General features: G+C 36.8%; 15 protein-coding genes. 10 read left to right on the top strand and 5 right to left on the bottom strand.

What is annotated here, in order from left to right:
• The first annotated feature begins 19 nt into the window (after positions 1–19).
• The gene (locus KQI94_RS10225; protein ID WP_002368844.1) at positions 20–2629 is read left to right on the top strand and encodes an ATP-dependent RecD-like DNA helicase; all 2610 of its coding nucleotides are present in this window, start codon (positions 20–22) and stop codon (positions 2627–2629) included.
• Between the two features lie 66 nt (positions 2630–2695).
• Here KQI94_RS10225 and KQI94_RS10230 read toward each other — a convergent pair whose 3' ends face one another.
• Positions 2696–3655 carry a diacylglycerol kinase family protein gene (locus KQI94_RS10230; protein ID WP_002356498.1) on the bottom strand — a complete coding sequence of 320 codons (960 nt, stop codon included), beginning with the start codon at positions 3653–3655 and terminating at the stop codon, positions 2696–2698.
• Between the two features lie 262 nt (positions 3656–3917).
• Between KQI94_RS10230 and KQI94_RS10235 the strand changes: the two genes are divergently transcribed.
• Positions 3918–4424 carry a QueT transporter family protein gene (locus KQI94_RS10235; RefSeq protein ID WP_002356499.1) on the top strand — a complete coding sequence of 169 codons (507 nt, stop codon included), beginning with the start codon at positions 3918–3920 and terminating at the stop codon, positions 4422–4424.
• A 237-nt stretch (positions 4425–4661) separates the two neighbouring features.
• On the top strand, positions 4662–5867 hold the full coding sequence (locus KQI94_RS10240; protein WP_002387163.1) for an aminoacyltransferase: 1206 nt from the start codon (positions 4662–4664) through the stop codon (positions 5865–5867).
• A 55-nt stretch (positions 5868–5922) separates the two neighbouring features.
• Here the strand turns inward: KQI94_RS10240 and KQI94_RS10245 are convergent, their stop codons facing one another.
• Genes KQI94_RS10245 through KQI94_RS10260 form a run of 4 tightly spaced genes read right to left on the bottom strand, consistent with a single transcriptional unit; the run spans position 5923 to position 8894 of the window.
• A complete protein-coding gene (locus tag KQI94_RS10245) occupies positions 5923–6558 on the bottom strand; it encodes an ECF transporter S component (RefSeq protein WP_002356501.1) in 636 nt (211 codons plus the stop codon).
• Between the two features lie 3 nt (positions 6559–6561).
• Positions 6562–7116 carry a phosphopantothenoylcysteine decarboxylase gene (coaC, locus tag KQI94_RS10250; RefSeq protein WP_002365039.1) on the bottom strand — a complete coding sequence of 185 codons (555 nt, stop codon included), beginning with the start codon at positions 7114–7116 and terminating at the stop codon, positions 6562–6564.
• Positions 7113–7886, bottom strand: a complete 774-nt coding sequence (gene coaB / locus KQI94_RS10255; protein WP_002359575.1) for a phosphopantothenate--cysteine ligase — start codon at positions 7884–7886, stop codon at positions 7113–7115. Before coaB ends, coaC begins: the two co-directional genes overlap by 4 nt.
• 15 nt (positions 7887–7901) lie before the next feature.
• Positions 7902–8894 (bottom strand): YhdH/YhfP family quinone oxidoreductase, encoded by a 993-nt coding sequence (locus tag KQI94_RS10260; protein WP_002368846.1) that lies wholly within the window; start codon positions 8892–8894, stop codon positions 7902–7904.
• Positions 8895–9157: 263 nt separating this feature from the next.
• Between KQI94_RS10260 and KQI94_RS10265 the strand changes: the two genes are divergently transcribed.
• The 7 genes from KQI94_RS10265 to KQI94_RS10295 form a co-directional block, all read left to right on the top strand.
• A complete protein-coding gene (locus KQI94_RS10265) occupies positions 9158–9700 on the top strand; it encodes an XRE family transcriptional regulator (protein ID WP_002356507.1) in 543 nt (180 codons plus the stop codon).
• A gap of 25 nt (positions 9701–9725) precedes the next feature.
• Entirely contained in the window at positions 9726–10811 is a 1086-nt protein-coding gene (locus tag KQI94_RS10270; RefSeq protein ID WP_002356508.1) for an ABC transporter ATP-binding protein, read from the top strand.
• A gap of 18 nt (positions 10812–10829) precedes the next feature.
• The gene (locus KQI94_RS10275) at positions 10830–11636 is read left to right on the top strand and encodes an ABC transporter permease (RefSeq protein ID WP_002356510.1); all 807 of its coding nucleotides are present in this window, start codon (positions 10830–10832) and stop codon (positions 11634–11636) included.
• Positions 11636–12472: an ABC transporter permease gene (locus KQI94_RS10280; protein WP_002356512.1), complete on the top strand. Its 837-nt coding sequence runs from the start codon at positions 11636–11638 to the stop codon at positions 12470–12472. Before KQI94_RS10275 ends, KQI94_RS10280 begins: the two co-directional genes overlap by 1 nt.
• Entirely contained in the window at positions 12469–13542 is a 1074-nt protein-coding gene (locus KQI94_RS10285) for an ABC transporter substrate-binding protein (protein ID WP_002359578.1), read from the top strand. The genes KQI94_RS10280 and KQI94_RS10285 overlap by 4 nt, the downstream gene beginning before the upstream one ends.
• A gap of 365 nt (positions 13543–13907) precedes the next feature.
• Positions 13908–14762 (top strand): lysozyme family protein, encoded by an 855-nt coding sequence (locus tag KQI94_RS10290; protein ID WP_002384115.1) that lies wholly within the window; start codon positions 13908–13910, stop codon positions 14760–14762.
• A gap of 595 nt (positions 14763–15357) precedes the next feature.
• The coding region (locus KQI94_RS10295; RefSeq protein WP_216454392.1) for an HTH domain-containing protein at positions 15358–16062 on the top strand (705 nt) is incomplete at its 3' end.

Genomic DNA, 16062 nt, shown 5'->3' on the forward strand with positions numbered 1-16062 from the left:
ACAGAAAGGAGGGCTTGTAGTGGTAACACTTTTTGGTGAGGACGAAGAAAAAGCCTTTATTGTTGGAACTGTACAAGCAATCTTTTTTGAAAATCCCAGTAATTTTTATAAAGTCGTTCTTGTAAATGTGACCGATACAAATACAGATTATTTAGAAAAAGAAATTGTAGTAACTGGAAGTTTTGGCCAAGTTCAAGAAGAGGAACCCTATCGTTTCTTTGGTCATTTTGTGGACCATCCTCGTTATGGCAGACAGTTTCAGGTGGATAGTTATCAGCAAGAAAGACCGACTTCGGCTAGTGGGGTGGTTAACTATTTATCAAGTGACAAATTTCCTGGCATTGGTAAACGAACTGCTGAAAAAATTGTTGAAGTATTAGGGGAAAGTGCGATTGACCGAATTATTGATGACCCGAGTGTTTTGGAAGAAGTTACTGTTTTAAATGAAAAAAAACGTCAAGTAATCGTCGAAACAATTCGCTTGAATCACGGGATGGAGCAAGTGATTGTGGGACTAAATCGATACGGCTTCGGTAGTCAGTTAGCTTTTTCAATTTATCAAACCTATCAAGAAGAAACCCTTTCTGTGATTCAAGAAAATCCTTATCAGTTAGTTGAAGATATTGAGGGAGTCGGATTTAAACGAGCGGACAATATTGCTGAACAAATCGGCATTCAGGCGGATTCTGCTGTTCGAATTCGAGCGGCGATTTTACATGAAGTGTTTGAACACTCCATTCGCTCAGGCAATACGTATGTTCAAGCAGATGTTTTATTAGAAGAAGCGATTCGGACCTTGGAAGCAAGTCGCCCAGTGGAAATCTCACCTGATCAAGTGGCCAATGAAATCATTACGTTAGTCGAACATGGAAAAATCCAACAAGAAGAGACTAAACTTTTTGAGAACAGTCTCTATTTTTCTGAATGGGGCATTGGTACTTCGATTCAGCGTTTACTTTCTCGTAAAAAAGAAATTCATTATGAGGAAGAAGAAGTCCAAAAAAATATCCGAATGATTGAGAAACGTTTAAATATTCAGTATGGCGACTCGCAACAAGCAGCGATTGAAGAAGCGATTAAATCGCCGTTATTTATTTTAACTGGAGGGCCCGGAACAGGGAAAACAACTGTTATTAATGGGATTGTCTCGTTGTTTGCGGAACTAAATGGTCTTTCATTAGATCTCAAAGACTATACGCAGGAGATGTTTCCAATCTTGCTAGCGGCGCCAACTGGGCGAGCAGCGAAACGTATGAACGAAACGACAGGTTTACCTGCAAGTACCATCCATCGTTTGTTAGGCTTGACAGGTCGTGAAAAAAATCCGAGTTTAACCGCCAAAGAATTAGAAGGTGGTTTGCTAATTGTAGATGAAATGTCCATGGTGGATACTTGGTTAGCCAATACATTATTAAAAGCTATTCCGACAAACATGCAAGTGATTTTTGTTGGTGATAAGGATCAGCTACCGTCTGTCGGTCCAGGTCAAGTCTTACATGACTTATTGCAAATTAACGAAATTCCCAAATGTGAGCTAAACGAAATTTATCGTCAAGGAGACGGTTCAAGTATTATTCCTCTTGCCCATGAAATTAAAGAAGGAAAGTTGCCTACTGATTTTCAAAAAAATCAAAAGGATCGCTCGTTCTTTGCAAGTGATATTGGTCATATTGAAGAATACATTCGACAAATTGTCACAAAGGCAAAAGCAAAAGGGTTTACGCCACAAGATATCCAAGTTTTAGCGCCAATGTATCGTGGCGCAGCTGGCATTGATGCCTTGAATAAAATGATGCAAGAAATCTTCAATCCAAATGAGGGGAAGAAAAAAGAAGTCAAGTGGAATGACACCGTCTATCGGATTGGGGACAAAGTTTTGCAACTAGTCAATACGCCAGAATTAAATGTGTTCAATGGAGATATGGGAGAAATCGTCGGAATTACTTTAGCCAAAGACTCAGAGGACAAAGTGGACGAGTTGGTTTTACAGTTTGATAATAATGAAGTAACGTATAAAAGAAATGAATGGAATAAAATTACGCTATCGTATTGTTGTTCGATTCATAAAGCGCAAGGTAGTGAATTCCGCATGGTGTTACTGCCAATGGTTCATCAGTATAGCCGAATGCTGCAACGAAATTTGTTGTATACAGCAGTGACACGTAGTAAAGAATTATTAATTCTATTAGGGGAGGTTTCTGCTTTTGAAACATGTGTCAAAAACGAATCGGCTAGTCGCATGACGATGCTAAAAGAACGAATCGTGAACGCAGAACAAATGACCTTAACGACTAGAACTCAGTTAGAAGCCTATGAAGAAGGTTTAACGGCAGACCATCCATTTACTGAAAAGGAAACAAAAGCTGTCTCTTATGAAACTGAACAGCAATCAACGAAAGCCGATCAGATCAAAGAAACAGACGAGCAATTAGTTGAAACAACGGTACAAGAGGTTTCACTATTTGCTGATGAAGAGGAAGAGTCAACCCCAGAAACAGCAAAGAAAGCGACAAAAGTTGTCGAAGAACCATTACCAAAAGAACCACGACTAACAGTCGAAATTATTCAAACAAATGCTGTTGATCCAATGATTGGAATGAAGGATACGACGCCTTATCAATTTCTGTGAGAAAAGGAAAGAGTGCCATAAGTCGTTTTGACTTATGACACTCTTTTTCAACCTTAAGAGACTCAGTTAAAACCAAAACAAACGTTTTTGTGTGGTATAAACCATATCAATACTTCGTTTGCCTAAAATCTCGCCATCTGCGTGAATGGTTTGTGGAATCGTCGAAACAATTCGAATTTTGCTTGATTGAAAATGATGAAAATGCTTAGATTTCCCTTGTTTTTGGCGAAGCAATAGGAAAATAAGCCACAAAATTTTAAAAATATTGATTCGTTCCACGACAACTAAGTCCACGACTGCTTTGCGAGGATTGGCCGTCGGCATAATTGATACGCCCCCGCCAAAATAAGGATGATTTGTGACCGTACATAGGAAAGCACGATTAAATGTGTATTGTTTACCATTCATTTCAACTAAAATTGGAAAGCCTTTTTGTTTAAAAAAGACATGAATGATTGAAGAAATATAGGAAAGCGAGCCAAGCTTAAATTTATTTAAGGCTTTTTTTGATGACGATTCGTTGGTTTTTTCCACGATTGCCGCATCTAATCCTAAGCCAACATTATTGGTGGCTAAGCCGATTTCTTCTTGGTTGGCTTCTACATAATGAATCGTTTGAATTTCTTTTGGTCGTCTGGTGCGCAGGATTTGATGCAATGCTTTATCAATATTTCTTGATAATCCCACCCCTCGTGCAAAATCATTTCCAGAGCCGCATGGAATATAGCTTAAAGGAATAGCTGAATCATATGGAAGTAATGAATTAATGACATTATGTAGTGTGCCATCGCCGCCTAGCACGACTAGGATTGGAAAAGTTGAAACGTCTAAGTCTTCAGACCAAGGAAGTAAAGTTGTTTCTGCAAGTTCCTTCGTCAATTCTTTTTCATGTCCAGCGTAATCAGTGTAAAGAGCCGTATATTTAAGTTCTTGTTGCTTGAGTTGTTGAATCACTTTTCTAGCGACTTTTCGGCCATTGCCGCTACTTGCCTGCTCGTTGATAATAAGATAGTAGTGAATGTTCATTGAGCTCCTCCTTTGAATCGCTATTGTCCATTATACCAGAGGGAGGAACTTCTGCGAATAAAGATTGCTTAAAAAAGTAAAAAATGACTAGAAAAAGGCACGAAACAATGCATGAGAGGTGAAAACTGCAAATAAGTGCAAAGTAAAACAGGGCTTTCATTGACTATTTTGACTTTCCATATTAGAATGTGAACTGTTGCAATTGTAACCAAGGTTCATCAACCATCCCTTGTAAAAAAACTCGGAGAAAGAAGGAAAAAGTATGCAAAATTCGTTTCAAGCCAATCGAAAGCTAAGAACAGTCTTAGCCAATGGTATCATTATGGGCTTATATATTGTCCTCTCTTTATTGGTTCGGCCAGTTTCTTCTGGTATGATTCAATTTAGAATTTCAGAAAGTTTGAATCACCTAGTCGTTTTCAATCGCAAATTGATGTGGGGTGTTTTAGGCGGCGTTATCTTTTTTAACTTATTTTTTGGTTTCGGTGTAATGGATGCTCTGTTTGGTGGTGCGCAAACATTATTTGCGTTGAGCTTAACAGCTTTTTTACAAAAAAAGGTACCAAGTATTCCTGTTAGAATGTGTCTAAATAGTCTATTTTTCACTGTAAGTATGTTTTTTATTGCCTTTATGCTAGTACCAAGTGGCGGTCAAGCATTTTGGACAACTTATGGTTGGTTAGCATTAAGTGAAGCGATTATTATGACGATTTCAGCACCAATCATGTATTTTATCAACAAGTCATTAAAATTTGAAACACGTATTTAATTGAAAAGATGTGGATAGAAATGATTCATCCTTTGAATGGCACTGAAGAAAAGTGTCGTTGCTATTAGTGAGCTAAGTGATAGAATGAACTGTTTCTACCTCGTCTTTTTTACATAAAGAATAAGATCTACATTTTTTCTAAAAATTTTCATGTAAAACTTTACTAGTCTGTTGGAATACACTATGATAGTGTAAGATAAACGGACTATTGGAAAGTCACAGCAGAGGAGTTTGAACATGTACACATTTAAAATCGGTATTCCGGCAGAAGTACACGATACATTTGTTAAAAATCACCCATTATGTAATTTACTACAGTCATCTTCATGGGCAAAAGTCAAGGATAACTGGGGTTCTGAAATTGTTGGGGTTTATGAAAAGGATACATTAGTCGCATCAAGTTTAGTTTTAATCAAACCATTACCAGCCGGTTTTACGATGTTATATACACCAAGAGGTCCAGTAATGGACTATACAAATGAACGTTTGGTCAGCTACTTTATGGCTGAATTGAAAAAATTTGGCAAGAAAAAACGAGCTTTATTTATAAAAATGGATCCAGCGGTTCATTATCAAGATTTTCATTTGGGAGAAGAACACCAACCGCATGCTGAAGCGACATCTATTATTGAGACCTTGAAAGAAGCAGGTGCCAAATATCAAGGACTGACAATGGATATGGGGGCCACCATCCAGCCTCGCTTCCAAGCGAATATTTATCGTGAAGATTTTAGTGAGGAACAATTGTCAAAAAGTACCAAGAAAATGATTAAAACAGCTGAAAAAAAAGGGGTCGTTGTGCAACAAGGGCATGTTGACTTTGTTGATGAATTTGAAAAAGTCATTCAATCAACCATGGAACGCCAACATATTTCTTTGCGGAATAGTGATTACTTTAAGAAGCTGTTGAACATTTACCCAGAAGACTCCTTTATTATGCTGGCGCAAGTCAATTTAAAGGAACGCTTAGATAGCACGCGACAACGCTATGACAAAAATCAAAAAGACTTGAGTAATTTGAAAGAAAATCAAGTGAAAAAGCGCCATAATTTAGAAGAATTAGATGCTTCCTTGACTCGGGAACTAAAGGAATTAGAAGAAAATATCGCAGAAGCTGGTGAAATCGTCACGGTTGCTGGCGCCTTGGCTGTGACATTTGGTCCAACAAGTGAAATCCTTTATGCTGGCTTAGATGATCGTTATAAACGCTACATGCCAACTTATGTGACTTGGCGAGATGCCATTCAAGAATGTTTTAACCGTGGCTGCGAAAGCTGTAATATGGGCGGCTTAGAAGGTAGTTTAAATGATGGCTTAATTAAGTTTAAAGCAAACTTCAACCCAACGATTAATGAATTTATTGGGGAATTCGATTTACCGGTTAATAAATTATTATTTAAAGCCAGTGAATATGCCTATAAATTACGAAAACAAAAAAAATAAATAAAAACCACAGGGACTAAAAATCAAACTTGATTTTTAGTCCCTGTGGTTTTTTCTATAGTTTTTGCGTTGCATTCCGTTTCATTAAGCGAAGCAAAACGCTAGCAATTGCTGAAGCAGCTACACCAGCAACAAGAGCTTCTGGCACACCAGAACTGAAAATCGTCGCAATAATAGCTAGGTAAACAGCAGTTCCAGCTTTACCAATAATTTCAGCATAAGCTGAATTAAAAAGAAAATAAATCATGTTCATGACTAAAATGGTATTCGTTGCTGAGCCTAAAACACCAGCCACAAATAAGGAGACAGGTTGCGCTTTTTCCTTCGTTAATTTATTTAGCCATTTGTAAGCAAAATAAGGAACGACCCCAATTAAAATCCGCGGAATGAGCACAATTAAAAGAGCCTTCCAACTACCGTGATCGGTACCAATCACGGGAATAAATGGAGAAAAAACAAACGACAAAGGTGTTGGTGCTGTCGTATTTTTAATTAAGCTAATGATCCCAAACGTGCCGCCCAACATACTACCGATTTTTGGCCCTAAAACAATGGAACCAATAATTACAGGAATATGCATCGTGGTCGAATTTAAAGGACCTAATGTGATAAATCCTAGTGGGGTTAAAGCCAGTAAAAGTAAGATAGCTAAGAACATTGCTGTTAACGTAAATTTTTTCGTGTTATTCATAAATTACTCCTTGTTATCAGATGCTAAAATTTTCATCACTGTTTGAAGGATATCTTCAACAGTGGCAAGTGCGCCACGACCATAATCGCCACAAGCTAAAAGAGCCTCCCGTGGGATTATTTCTTGATAGCCGACTTCTTTTAAAATGCCAATATTTCGTTGGACAATGGGGTTTTGGTACATATACGTATTCATCGCGGGCGCAATAATTTTGGGTGTTTCAGGATAAAGTGCCAAAGCAACTGTTGATAATAAGTCATCGGCAATCCCATGGGCTAATTTCCCAATTGTATTGGCCGAAGCAGGTGCTACTAAAAATAAATCCGCTTTTTTAGCTAACTCAATGTGATTAATTTTACTGGGATCAATTTCCATCATGACATCCGTATGCACTGGATTCTTAGAAAGTGATTGTAACGTCAGCGGAGTGATGAACGCCGTGCTACTTTTAGTCATTAAAATTTCCACATTGTAGCCAAGCTTAGTTAGTTGACTTGTAATATCTGCTGCTTTATATGCAGAAATGCTGCCAGAGACGCCTAATAAAATAGTTTTCATTGTTGTTCTCTCCATTTCTTTTCAACATTTTTAACGATCATTGAACCAATCCCTTGTTTTGAACAAGCTTCTTGGACAATACCCGTTTCGTTAATTAATAATCCTTCGTGTTCTGTTTCATGAACGTTCATCAAGTCATTGGCTAAGACAAAGTCACACCGATTTTTAACCAAAGCGGCTTGTGCAACCTGGACAAGTTCTTCTTGTGAAACGTCGACAAGTAATTTAAAGCCCACTAAAACAGTTTGGGGTTGCTTGTCACGAATCATTTGGATGACTTTAGGATTTTTCTTTAGAAAAATTAATAATCGGTCCGTATCAGATGAAATTTTTGTTGCTGTTTGAGGAATATCAGCAATCTGATTCAATGTGTTTTGAACGATAGTTACCAAGGCTTCTTTGGTCTTTGGCAATGTTTGTTCGCTTAATTGTTGAGCAAAAGAATCAATAAATTGTTCTTCCGTTTGCGCGGTTTCCGTCGTAAAATCACTGACTGCCATTGCGTGAACAATCGCATCAAATTGCTTTTCAGCAAAGAGTTGTTCTAACGTAGTGGCTAATTCAACCGTTGTTTCTATTTCTTTAATTGATAAGTCCAATTGTTGGGTTGGACGTAATGCATGTTTGGTTGTTACGTAGGTTACGGTGTGTCCAGCAGCTAAAAAACTTTCAGCAATTGCTTTTCCTAGTCCGCCAGAAGAATGATTGGTAATCGAACGAACATTATCAATCGGTTCTGACGTTCCGCCAGCAGTAACTAAAACATCCATAATCAAAACGCCTCCTTAAGAAATTCGGACAATGGTCCGTCCAATATGTTGGCCTGCTTGTAATGCTTCAAAAACAGGGGGAAGTTCTTCTAAAGTAATCTCTTGATACACAGCTTTTTCAGTGATGTCTAAATCAGTGGCAAGACGTTGCCAAACTATTTTTCGTTTGTCCATACCAACATTAACCGAATCAATGCCCAATAAATGAACGCCCCGTAAAATAAAGGGTAAAACGGTTGTCTCTAATGTAATTCCAGCAGCGCGGCCACAAATGGCTGAACGGCCATCATAACGAAGTTGTGGTAAAACAGCAGCAGTAATTTCCCCACCAGTGGTATCAATTGCAAAAGCAAAACGCTGTTTCATTAATGCTTTAACAGGAGTTGCTAAGAAATCTTCTACTAATAAGCATTCACTAACACCTAACTCTTTTAAAAGCTCAAAAGAATCTGGCTTTCTAGTTAATGCAGTGATTGAAGTGTAGCCTAATTGATGCAACATCGCAATAGACAATGTCGCAACACCGCCTGTCGCACCAGTTACAATGATGGGGGCTTCTTTGTCGTCGCGTAAGCCATCGTCTTCTAAAGCTGTGACAGATAATCCGGCCGTAAAGCCAGCAGTTCCGAAAATCATTGCTTCTTTGAGACTCATTTTTTCAGGAAGTGGAACTACCCAATCGCCAGGAACACGCACATATTCAGAATAACCACCAGTATGACTAACCCCTAATTGATAGCCTGTTACGATCACTTTATCGCCTTCTTTGAAACGAGGATCTTCCGATGTGACAACAGTGCCACTGACATCAATTCCTGGAATCATTGGATAATTGCGAATCACACCGCCGTCTTTTTTTGAAGCTAAAGAGTCTTTAAAGTTAACTGAGGAGTAGGCTGCTTTGATTACTACAGTGCCTTCTGATAAATCGTCTAAAGTAATGGTTTCTAGTTGACCAATAACAGATGTATCTTGTTCTCTTAACGTAAATGCTTGAAATGAATTCATATAAAAACTCTCCTTCCAATTATGTAAAAAAGCAACTCGTCTTATTTTATCATATTCTGATTTTTTCGTATCATTTTTCTTCTTATAAACAGTAAGTTATACAGAAAAGAAAGATTGTGTGACAATTAGACTAGAAAAATAAAGAAAAATGGTTGAAATTTTTCAAAAAGTTCGTATACTAAAAAAGGTAAAACTAAACTGTAAGTTTAGTATTACAAAACTTTTGTTGAAAAGATTAGTTGAAAATAGAAACGAGGTGTGCCATGGAAATTGGTGAGAAGTTGAGAAATTTACGCATTCAGAAAAATTTAACACAAGAAGAATTAGGCGAAAGAACGGATTTATCCAAAGGCTATATTTCCCAATTGGAGCGGGATTTAAGCTCACCATCAATGGAAACATTTTTCTCAATTTTAGAAGTACTAGGCGTGACGCCAGAGCAGTTTTTTAGTCAGCAACCGCTTGAACAGAAAATTGTCTACAATGAAGAAGAAAGTACCCTCTATTATGATGAAGAACATGGCTATGAACTAAAATGGTTAATTCCAGCCTCAAATGAAAAAGAAATGGAACCTGTCATTATTACTTTTGATAAAAATGGCGAATACAAAACGTTTGAACCTTCTCTATCAGAAACATTTATTTATGTGATTGATGGCTCCATTCGTTTGACATTAGGGGAAGCCACGTATATTGCTAAAAAAGGTCAAACCATGTATTACCAAGCAACAGAACCTCACCAAATTAGCAACAATGGTCGAGGAAAAAGTCGTGCGTTAATTGTGGCGACAGAATCGTATTTATAAAGGACGAAATGGAGGAGTTTATCCAGTGAGAAACCATGTGATTTCATTTGAAAATGTTGTCAAACAATTTGACGATGAACCAGTATTAAAAAATGTCAGCTTTGAAATTGAAGAAGGAAAATTTTATACGTTATTAGGACCTTCAGGATGTGGCAAAACAACGATTTTGCGTATTATTGCGGGATTCAATGACGTGACTTCTGGCGATGTTTATTTTGATGGTAAAAGAATAAATGATGTACCTGCCAATAAACGCCAAGTCAATACCGTGTTTCAGGATTATGCTTTGTTTCCTCACATGAATGTTTTTGATAATGTTGCGTTTGGTTTAAAAATCAAAAAACTATCCAAAGCAGAAATTGAAAAAAAAGTGAAAGAGGCATTACGTTTGGTTCAATTACCCGGCTACGAAACACGTGAAATTAGTGAAATGTCTGGGGGCCAACGTCAGCGGGTCGCAATTGCACGAGCGATTGTCAATGAGCCAAAAGTATTGCTTTTAGATGAGCCGTTATCCGCTTTAGATTTGAAATTACGCACAGCGATGCAATATGAACTACGTGATTTACAACAACGTTTAGGGATTACTTTTATTTTTGTGACCCATGATCAAGAAGAAGCATTAGCGATGAGCGATGAAATTTTTGTCATGAATAAAGGTCATATCGTGCAAAGTGGCACACCAGTCGATATTTATGATGAACCGATTAATCACTTTGTTGCTGACTTTGTGGGGGAAAGTAATATTGTGGACGGCGTGATGCTGGAAGATAATTTAGTTTCATTTGTGGGCAAAAAGTTTGAATGTGTCGATGGCGGCATGCGGAAAAATGAACCTGTAGAAGTCGTTTTACGTCCAGAAGACTTAACGATTACCACGCTTGAAAAAGGCAAGCTAACCGTAACGGTGGACACGCAGTTATTCCGCGGCGTTCATTATGAAATTATTTGTTTTGATGAACAAGGAAATGAATGGATGGTGCATTCCACTCGAAAAGCCAAAGAAGGCGCTCAAGTAGGGCTCTCCTTTGAGCCAGAAGATATTCACGTGATGCGCTTCAATGAATCAGAAGAAGACTTTGATGCCCGTTTAGAAAGTTACGACGAGTAAACGAAAGGGGAAAATAAAATGAAAACAATGCGTCGAATTTATTCGATTCCCTATGTAATGTGGTTACTTTTATTCGTCATTGCGCCAGTGCTAATGATTATTTATCAATCATTTTTCGATATGAATGGCCAGTTTACCTTGGCGAATTACCAAACGTATTTTACATCAGGAACGTATTTAAGTATGACCATTAATTCGGTTTGGTATGCTTTTCTGATTACCATTTTTACGTTATTGGTAAGTTATCCTACGGCTTATTTTTTGACAAAGCTCAAGCATAAACAGTTATGGTTAATGCTCGTTATTTTACCAACGTGGGTGAATTTATTATTAAAAGCTTATGCCTTTATTGGGATTTTCAGTATTCATGGGAGTATCAATCAGTTTATGAGTTTTATGGGTTTGGGTACGCACCAAATTCTGTTTACAGATTTCAGTTTTTTATTTGTCGCAACGTATATTGAAATTCCATTTATGATTATGCCGATTTTTAATGCCTTAGAAGAGATGAATCCTTCATTGATTAGTGCTAGTCGGGACTTAGGAGCTAGCAGTGCGGAAACGTTCCGCCGTGTCATTTTTCCTCTCTCCCTAAACGGTGTGAAAAGTGGCGTTCAAGCTGTCTTTATTCCTTCGCTCTCGCTCTTTATGTTAACGCGTTTAATTGGCGGCAATCGGGTGATTACGTTGGGAACGGCGATTGAGGAACACTTCTTAGTAACGCAAAACTGGGGCATGGGTTCAACAATTGGTGTGATTTTAATTGTTGCCATGTTTATTGTGATGTTGCTGACGGGTGAGAAGAAGAAAGGGCGTGGCAAATAATGCAAAAGAAAAAGTTTAAATGGTCTTATGTGTATTTATTCGTTGTCTTTGCGCTACTGTACGCACCAATCTTTTATTTGATTTTTTATTCGTTTAACGACACGCAAACGATGAATCAGTTTACTGGTTTTACGTTAGATAATTATCGGAACGTTTTCGAAGACACACGCTTGTTAACCATTGTTCTGAATACGTTTTTGTTAGCTTTCTTATCGGCTTTAATAGCAACCATCATTGGAACATTTGGCGCGATGGGGATTTATTATACAAAACGTCGTAAAAACCGGAACACGTTGCTTAGCTTTAATAACATTTTACTCGTTTCACCAGATGTTATTATTGGAGCCAGTTTCTTAATTTTCTTCACGGCAGTAGGGTTTATCAGTTTAGGTTTTACAAGTGTATTATTGTCGCATATTGCCTTTAGTATTCCAATTGTTGTTTTAATGGTTTTACCAAAACTACAAGAGATGAACGATTCTATGGTAGATGCGGCACGGGATTTAGGGGCCAATAATGTTCAAGTGATTAAAAATATTATTTTGCCTTTTTTAGCGCCAGGAATTATTGCTGGCTACTTTATGGCCTTTACTTATTCGTTGGACGATTTTGCCGTAACATTCTTTGTGACAGGCAATGGTTTTTCAACATTATCTGTTGAAATTTATTCACGAGCACGTCAGGGAATTAGTTTAGAAATCAATGCCTTAAGTGCGTTAGTATTTCTATTCTCAATGATTCTAGTTGTCGGTTATTACTTTATCAGTAAAGACAATACGCCAAAACGTTTAAAGAAAATGCGTCGGGAACAAAGTGAGGTGGCCAAGTTAAAATGAAAAAATTACAGTCACTTTTTATTGGAATTATCGCTATTATTGTCATCTTGTTTTTTGGCGTGCGCCAATTGGAGAAAGCAAGTGGCATGGCAGGAGCAGATACCTTGACCATTTACAATTGGGGGGACTATATAGATCCAGCCTTGATTAAGAAATTTGAAAAAGAAACAGGCTATAAAGTCAATTACGAAACCTTTGATTCTAATGAAGCTATGTATACAAAAATTCAGCAAGGTGGTACAGCCTATGATATTGCCATTCCTTCTGAATATATGATTCAAAAAATGATGAAAGCGAAGATGCTTTTACCACTTGATCACAGCAAATTAAAAGGCTTAGAAAACATTGATGCACGCTTTTTAGATCAATCCTTTGATCCCAAAAATAAGTTTTCCGTTCCGTACTTCTGGGGCACGTTGGGGATTATTTATAATGATAAATTTATTGACGGCCGTCAGATCCAACATTGGGATGATTTATGGCGCCCGGAATTAAAAAATAATGTCATGCTGATTGATGGCGCTCGCGAAGTGTTAGGATTATCTTTGAATAGTTTAGGCTATTCGTTAAACAGTAAAAACGACCAACAATTACGTCAGGCTACCGATAAGTTAAACCGATTAACGAACAATGTCAAAGCAATTGTTGCCGATGAAATCAAAATGTACATGGCTAATGAAGAAAGTGCAGTTGCTGTAACTTTCTCTGGTGAAGCTGCTGAAATGCTAGAAAACAATGAACATCTACATTATGTGATTCCCAGTGAAGGCTCTAATCTCTGGTTTGATAACATTGTGATGCCTAAGACAGCCAAAAATAAAGACGGCGCCTATGCATTTATGAACTTTATGTTACGACCAGAAAATGCAGCACAAAATGCAGAATATATTGGTTATTCCACACCAAATAAAGAAGCTAAAAAACTATTACCAAAAGAAGTTGCCGAAGATAAACAATTTTATCCAGATGATGAAACCATCAAACATTTAGAAGTTTACCAAGACTTAGGTCAAGAATACTTAGGAATTTATAACGATCTGTTCTTGGAGTTTAAGATGTATCGGAAATAACGTGAAAACTCAGTTGAAATGGTGTTAAATCAACGAATGAAGAGCGAAATAAGCTGCCTTTTTAGCTGTCAGTTTTCCAATTTTCTACCAAAAGAGAATGGGACAATAATCAGAAAAAAATCTGATTATTGTCCCATTTTTTTTGATTTCAAGGTACACAAAAAGTACTCATCTCTGTAAGATTAAAGTGACCAAACCAAATCAGAAAGGAAGCGAGTGCTTTATGTTTAAAAATTATACTATCAATCAAACAACTTTACCATTCAACATCTGTTGAGCAAGATGAAGCCAGACAATTAGCAAAGGAAATTGACGAACTAAGACAAGAAACCTAATGGAATCAGAAATCAGTGAGGAATCAGTCTATGAAGTTATCTAAGTATCTAGCGCTTTGTTTATTTGGAATCTTTTTTATCTTCATACTATTATTGATTTGGGGAGAAAGTTCATCGACTAATGTTACTGGTACAGAAGAGGAGCAAAATCTTCCAGAAGCGGTACTTCGCTGGAAAGAAAAGGTAACGAAAGAAGCGGTGAAAAATGAGATACCCGAAGCCGTACCCTATCCATTAGGAATTATTATGGCAGAATCAGGTGGAAATTATGAAAAGTATCCCGATATTATGCAGTGTAGCGAAAGCCAAGGCAGACCACTAAATTCCATAACAGACCCAGATGAATCAATAGAAGTTGGGGTTAAATATTTTGCGGATATGTGGAAAGGGCATCAAGGGTATGAAGTTTTAAACATTGTGCAGGTGTACGATTTCGGAGGAGGATTTTTGAGTCATTCTGGCACTGGTGGAAATTCTGAAATTGCGAAAATTGCATCAGATGAGCTAGCAGACGGCATTCATGAAGGTGGCGAAAAATACTGGCGTTGGTATGGTTTTAACAGTCGTGTAGAATGGTGTGCAACTTTTGTTTCTTATGTGGCGGAAAAAGCAAACTTGAAGATGGAACGTTTTGCCTATTGTCCAACAGGAATAAATAATTTTAAAACGAATAACCAATGGCAAGGCGGAGGTGTAGAACCGAAAAGTGGAGCGATTATTTTCTTTGATTGGGATGGTGATGGTGTCAGTGATCATGTAGGGATTGTGGAGAAATTTGAAAATAATACTGTCCATACGATTGAAGGGAATTCTGGAGATATTATTGCAAGAAGAAGCTATGAAAAGAATAGTTCTTATAGTTTAGGATATGGAATCCTAAACTAGCTCTACTATATTGAAAAAATCTATGGATTATAACTATTTTCTACTTTAAAACAAAGAGCATTAAAAAATGAATGTATTAGATGAAATAAAGTTGAAGACAAGATTTTCAAAGGAAAAATATCATTTTAACAGATTTTATGGCCTTGCTGATTTTGCATGATATCTGCAATTGTCTTTTGGAAAGTTAATCTGATTAAAAAAGTTATGGCTAGTCTACTTGTTGAAAGAAACTGATTTCGGATTGAAACCAGTTTCTTTATTTTCTCTTGAAAATTCATTTATGTAGTAGAATTTTGATGGTCAACTAATATATTATCTTAAGTTAAGAAGTCCAAAAGAAAATGAACTGGTTTATTGCCAAAAGAGCAAAAATATTTAAAATTGAACATTAAAAATAAATCATAAAACAAAGAATAAAATATTTTTGATTAAGTGTTCTTCATATACATAGAAAAGATATGTAAGCGAGATTAAACTGAAAATTTTTAATTCACTTCCACAATGGATAAAGAAACTTATGTAATTGTTAGGGCTAATTTATCATGTTATCTTAGATATGTAAAGAAGAACGTTAGCTAACAGAAAGGTGATATCCATGAACGAAAGGCAAATAAAACTTGCGCGCTTGCTAATTGAACATGATAAATTTTTACCTGCTTCTTTCTATAGTAAAAAATTGTCTGTCTCAACTAAAACCGTATTTCAAGATTTAGAAACACTTAGACTTTTCATTCAACCTTATTCTGTTGAAATAGAAAGGTTACCTTCTTTAGGTATCCACTTGTCAGGTGAACATAGTGCAAAAAGCAACTTTTTAAAAGAGCTAGAAAGTGAGCTTTCGCAAGACCAGCTGTCACCTGTAAATAGACGAGTCAAAATTATTCAAAGTGTATTTTTTGAAGAGGATAATCCGACATTAGAATCTCTTGCTGAGCAATATTTAGTCAGTAAGACCTCACTTTATAACGATTTAAAAATTATAAATGAAATCATTGTATCGAATGGGATTGAAATAATATCAAATAATGATGGATTGACTAGTCAGGGGGCAGAGAATGAGATACAGCTAGCAATTAAGCAGCTAGTAACACATTTTTCAAATTTGATAGAAGAAAAATCTGTCAATGCAAAATTATACCACTTTTTTGAGAAACAATTAGTGGATATCGTATCAAAAATTCTACACAAGAATTTTAGAGAACTCACTGAGAATGTTTCTGACTATTATATGGAATCACTTTTGACAACTCTCTTGGTTCAATGCCGTCGTATTCAAATGGGGTATCATGTTGAAGGAGAG

Source organism: Enterococcus sp. S183_ASV_20, assembly GCF_018919685.1.
In the GTDB taxonomy this organism is placed as follows: domain Bacteria; phylum Bacillota; class Bacilli; order Lactobacillales; family Enterococcaceae; genus Enterococcus; species Enterococcus faecalis.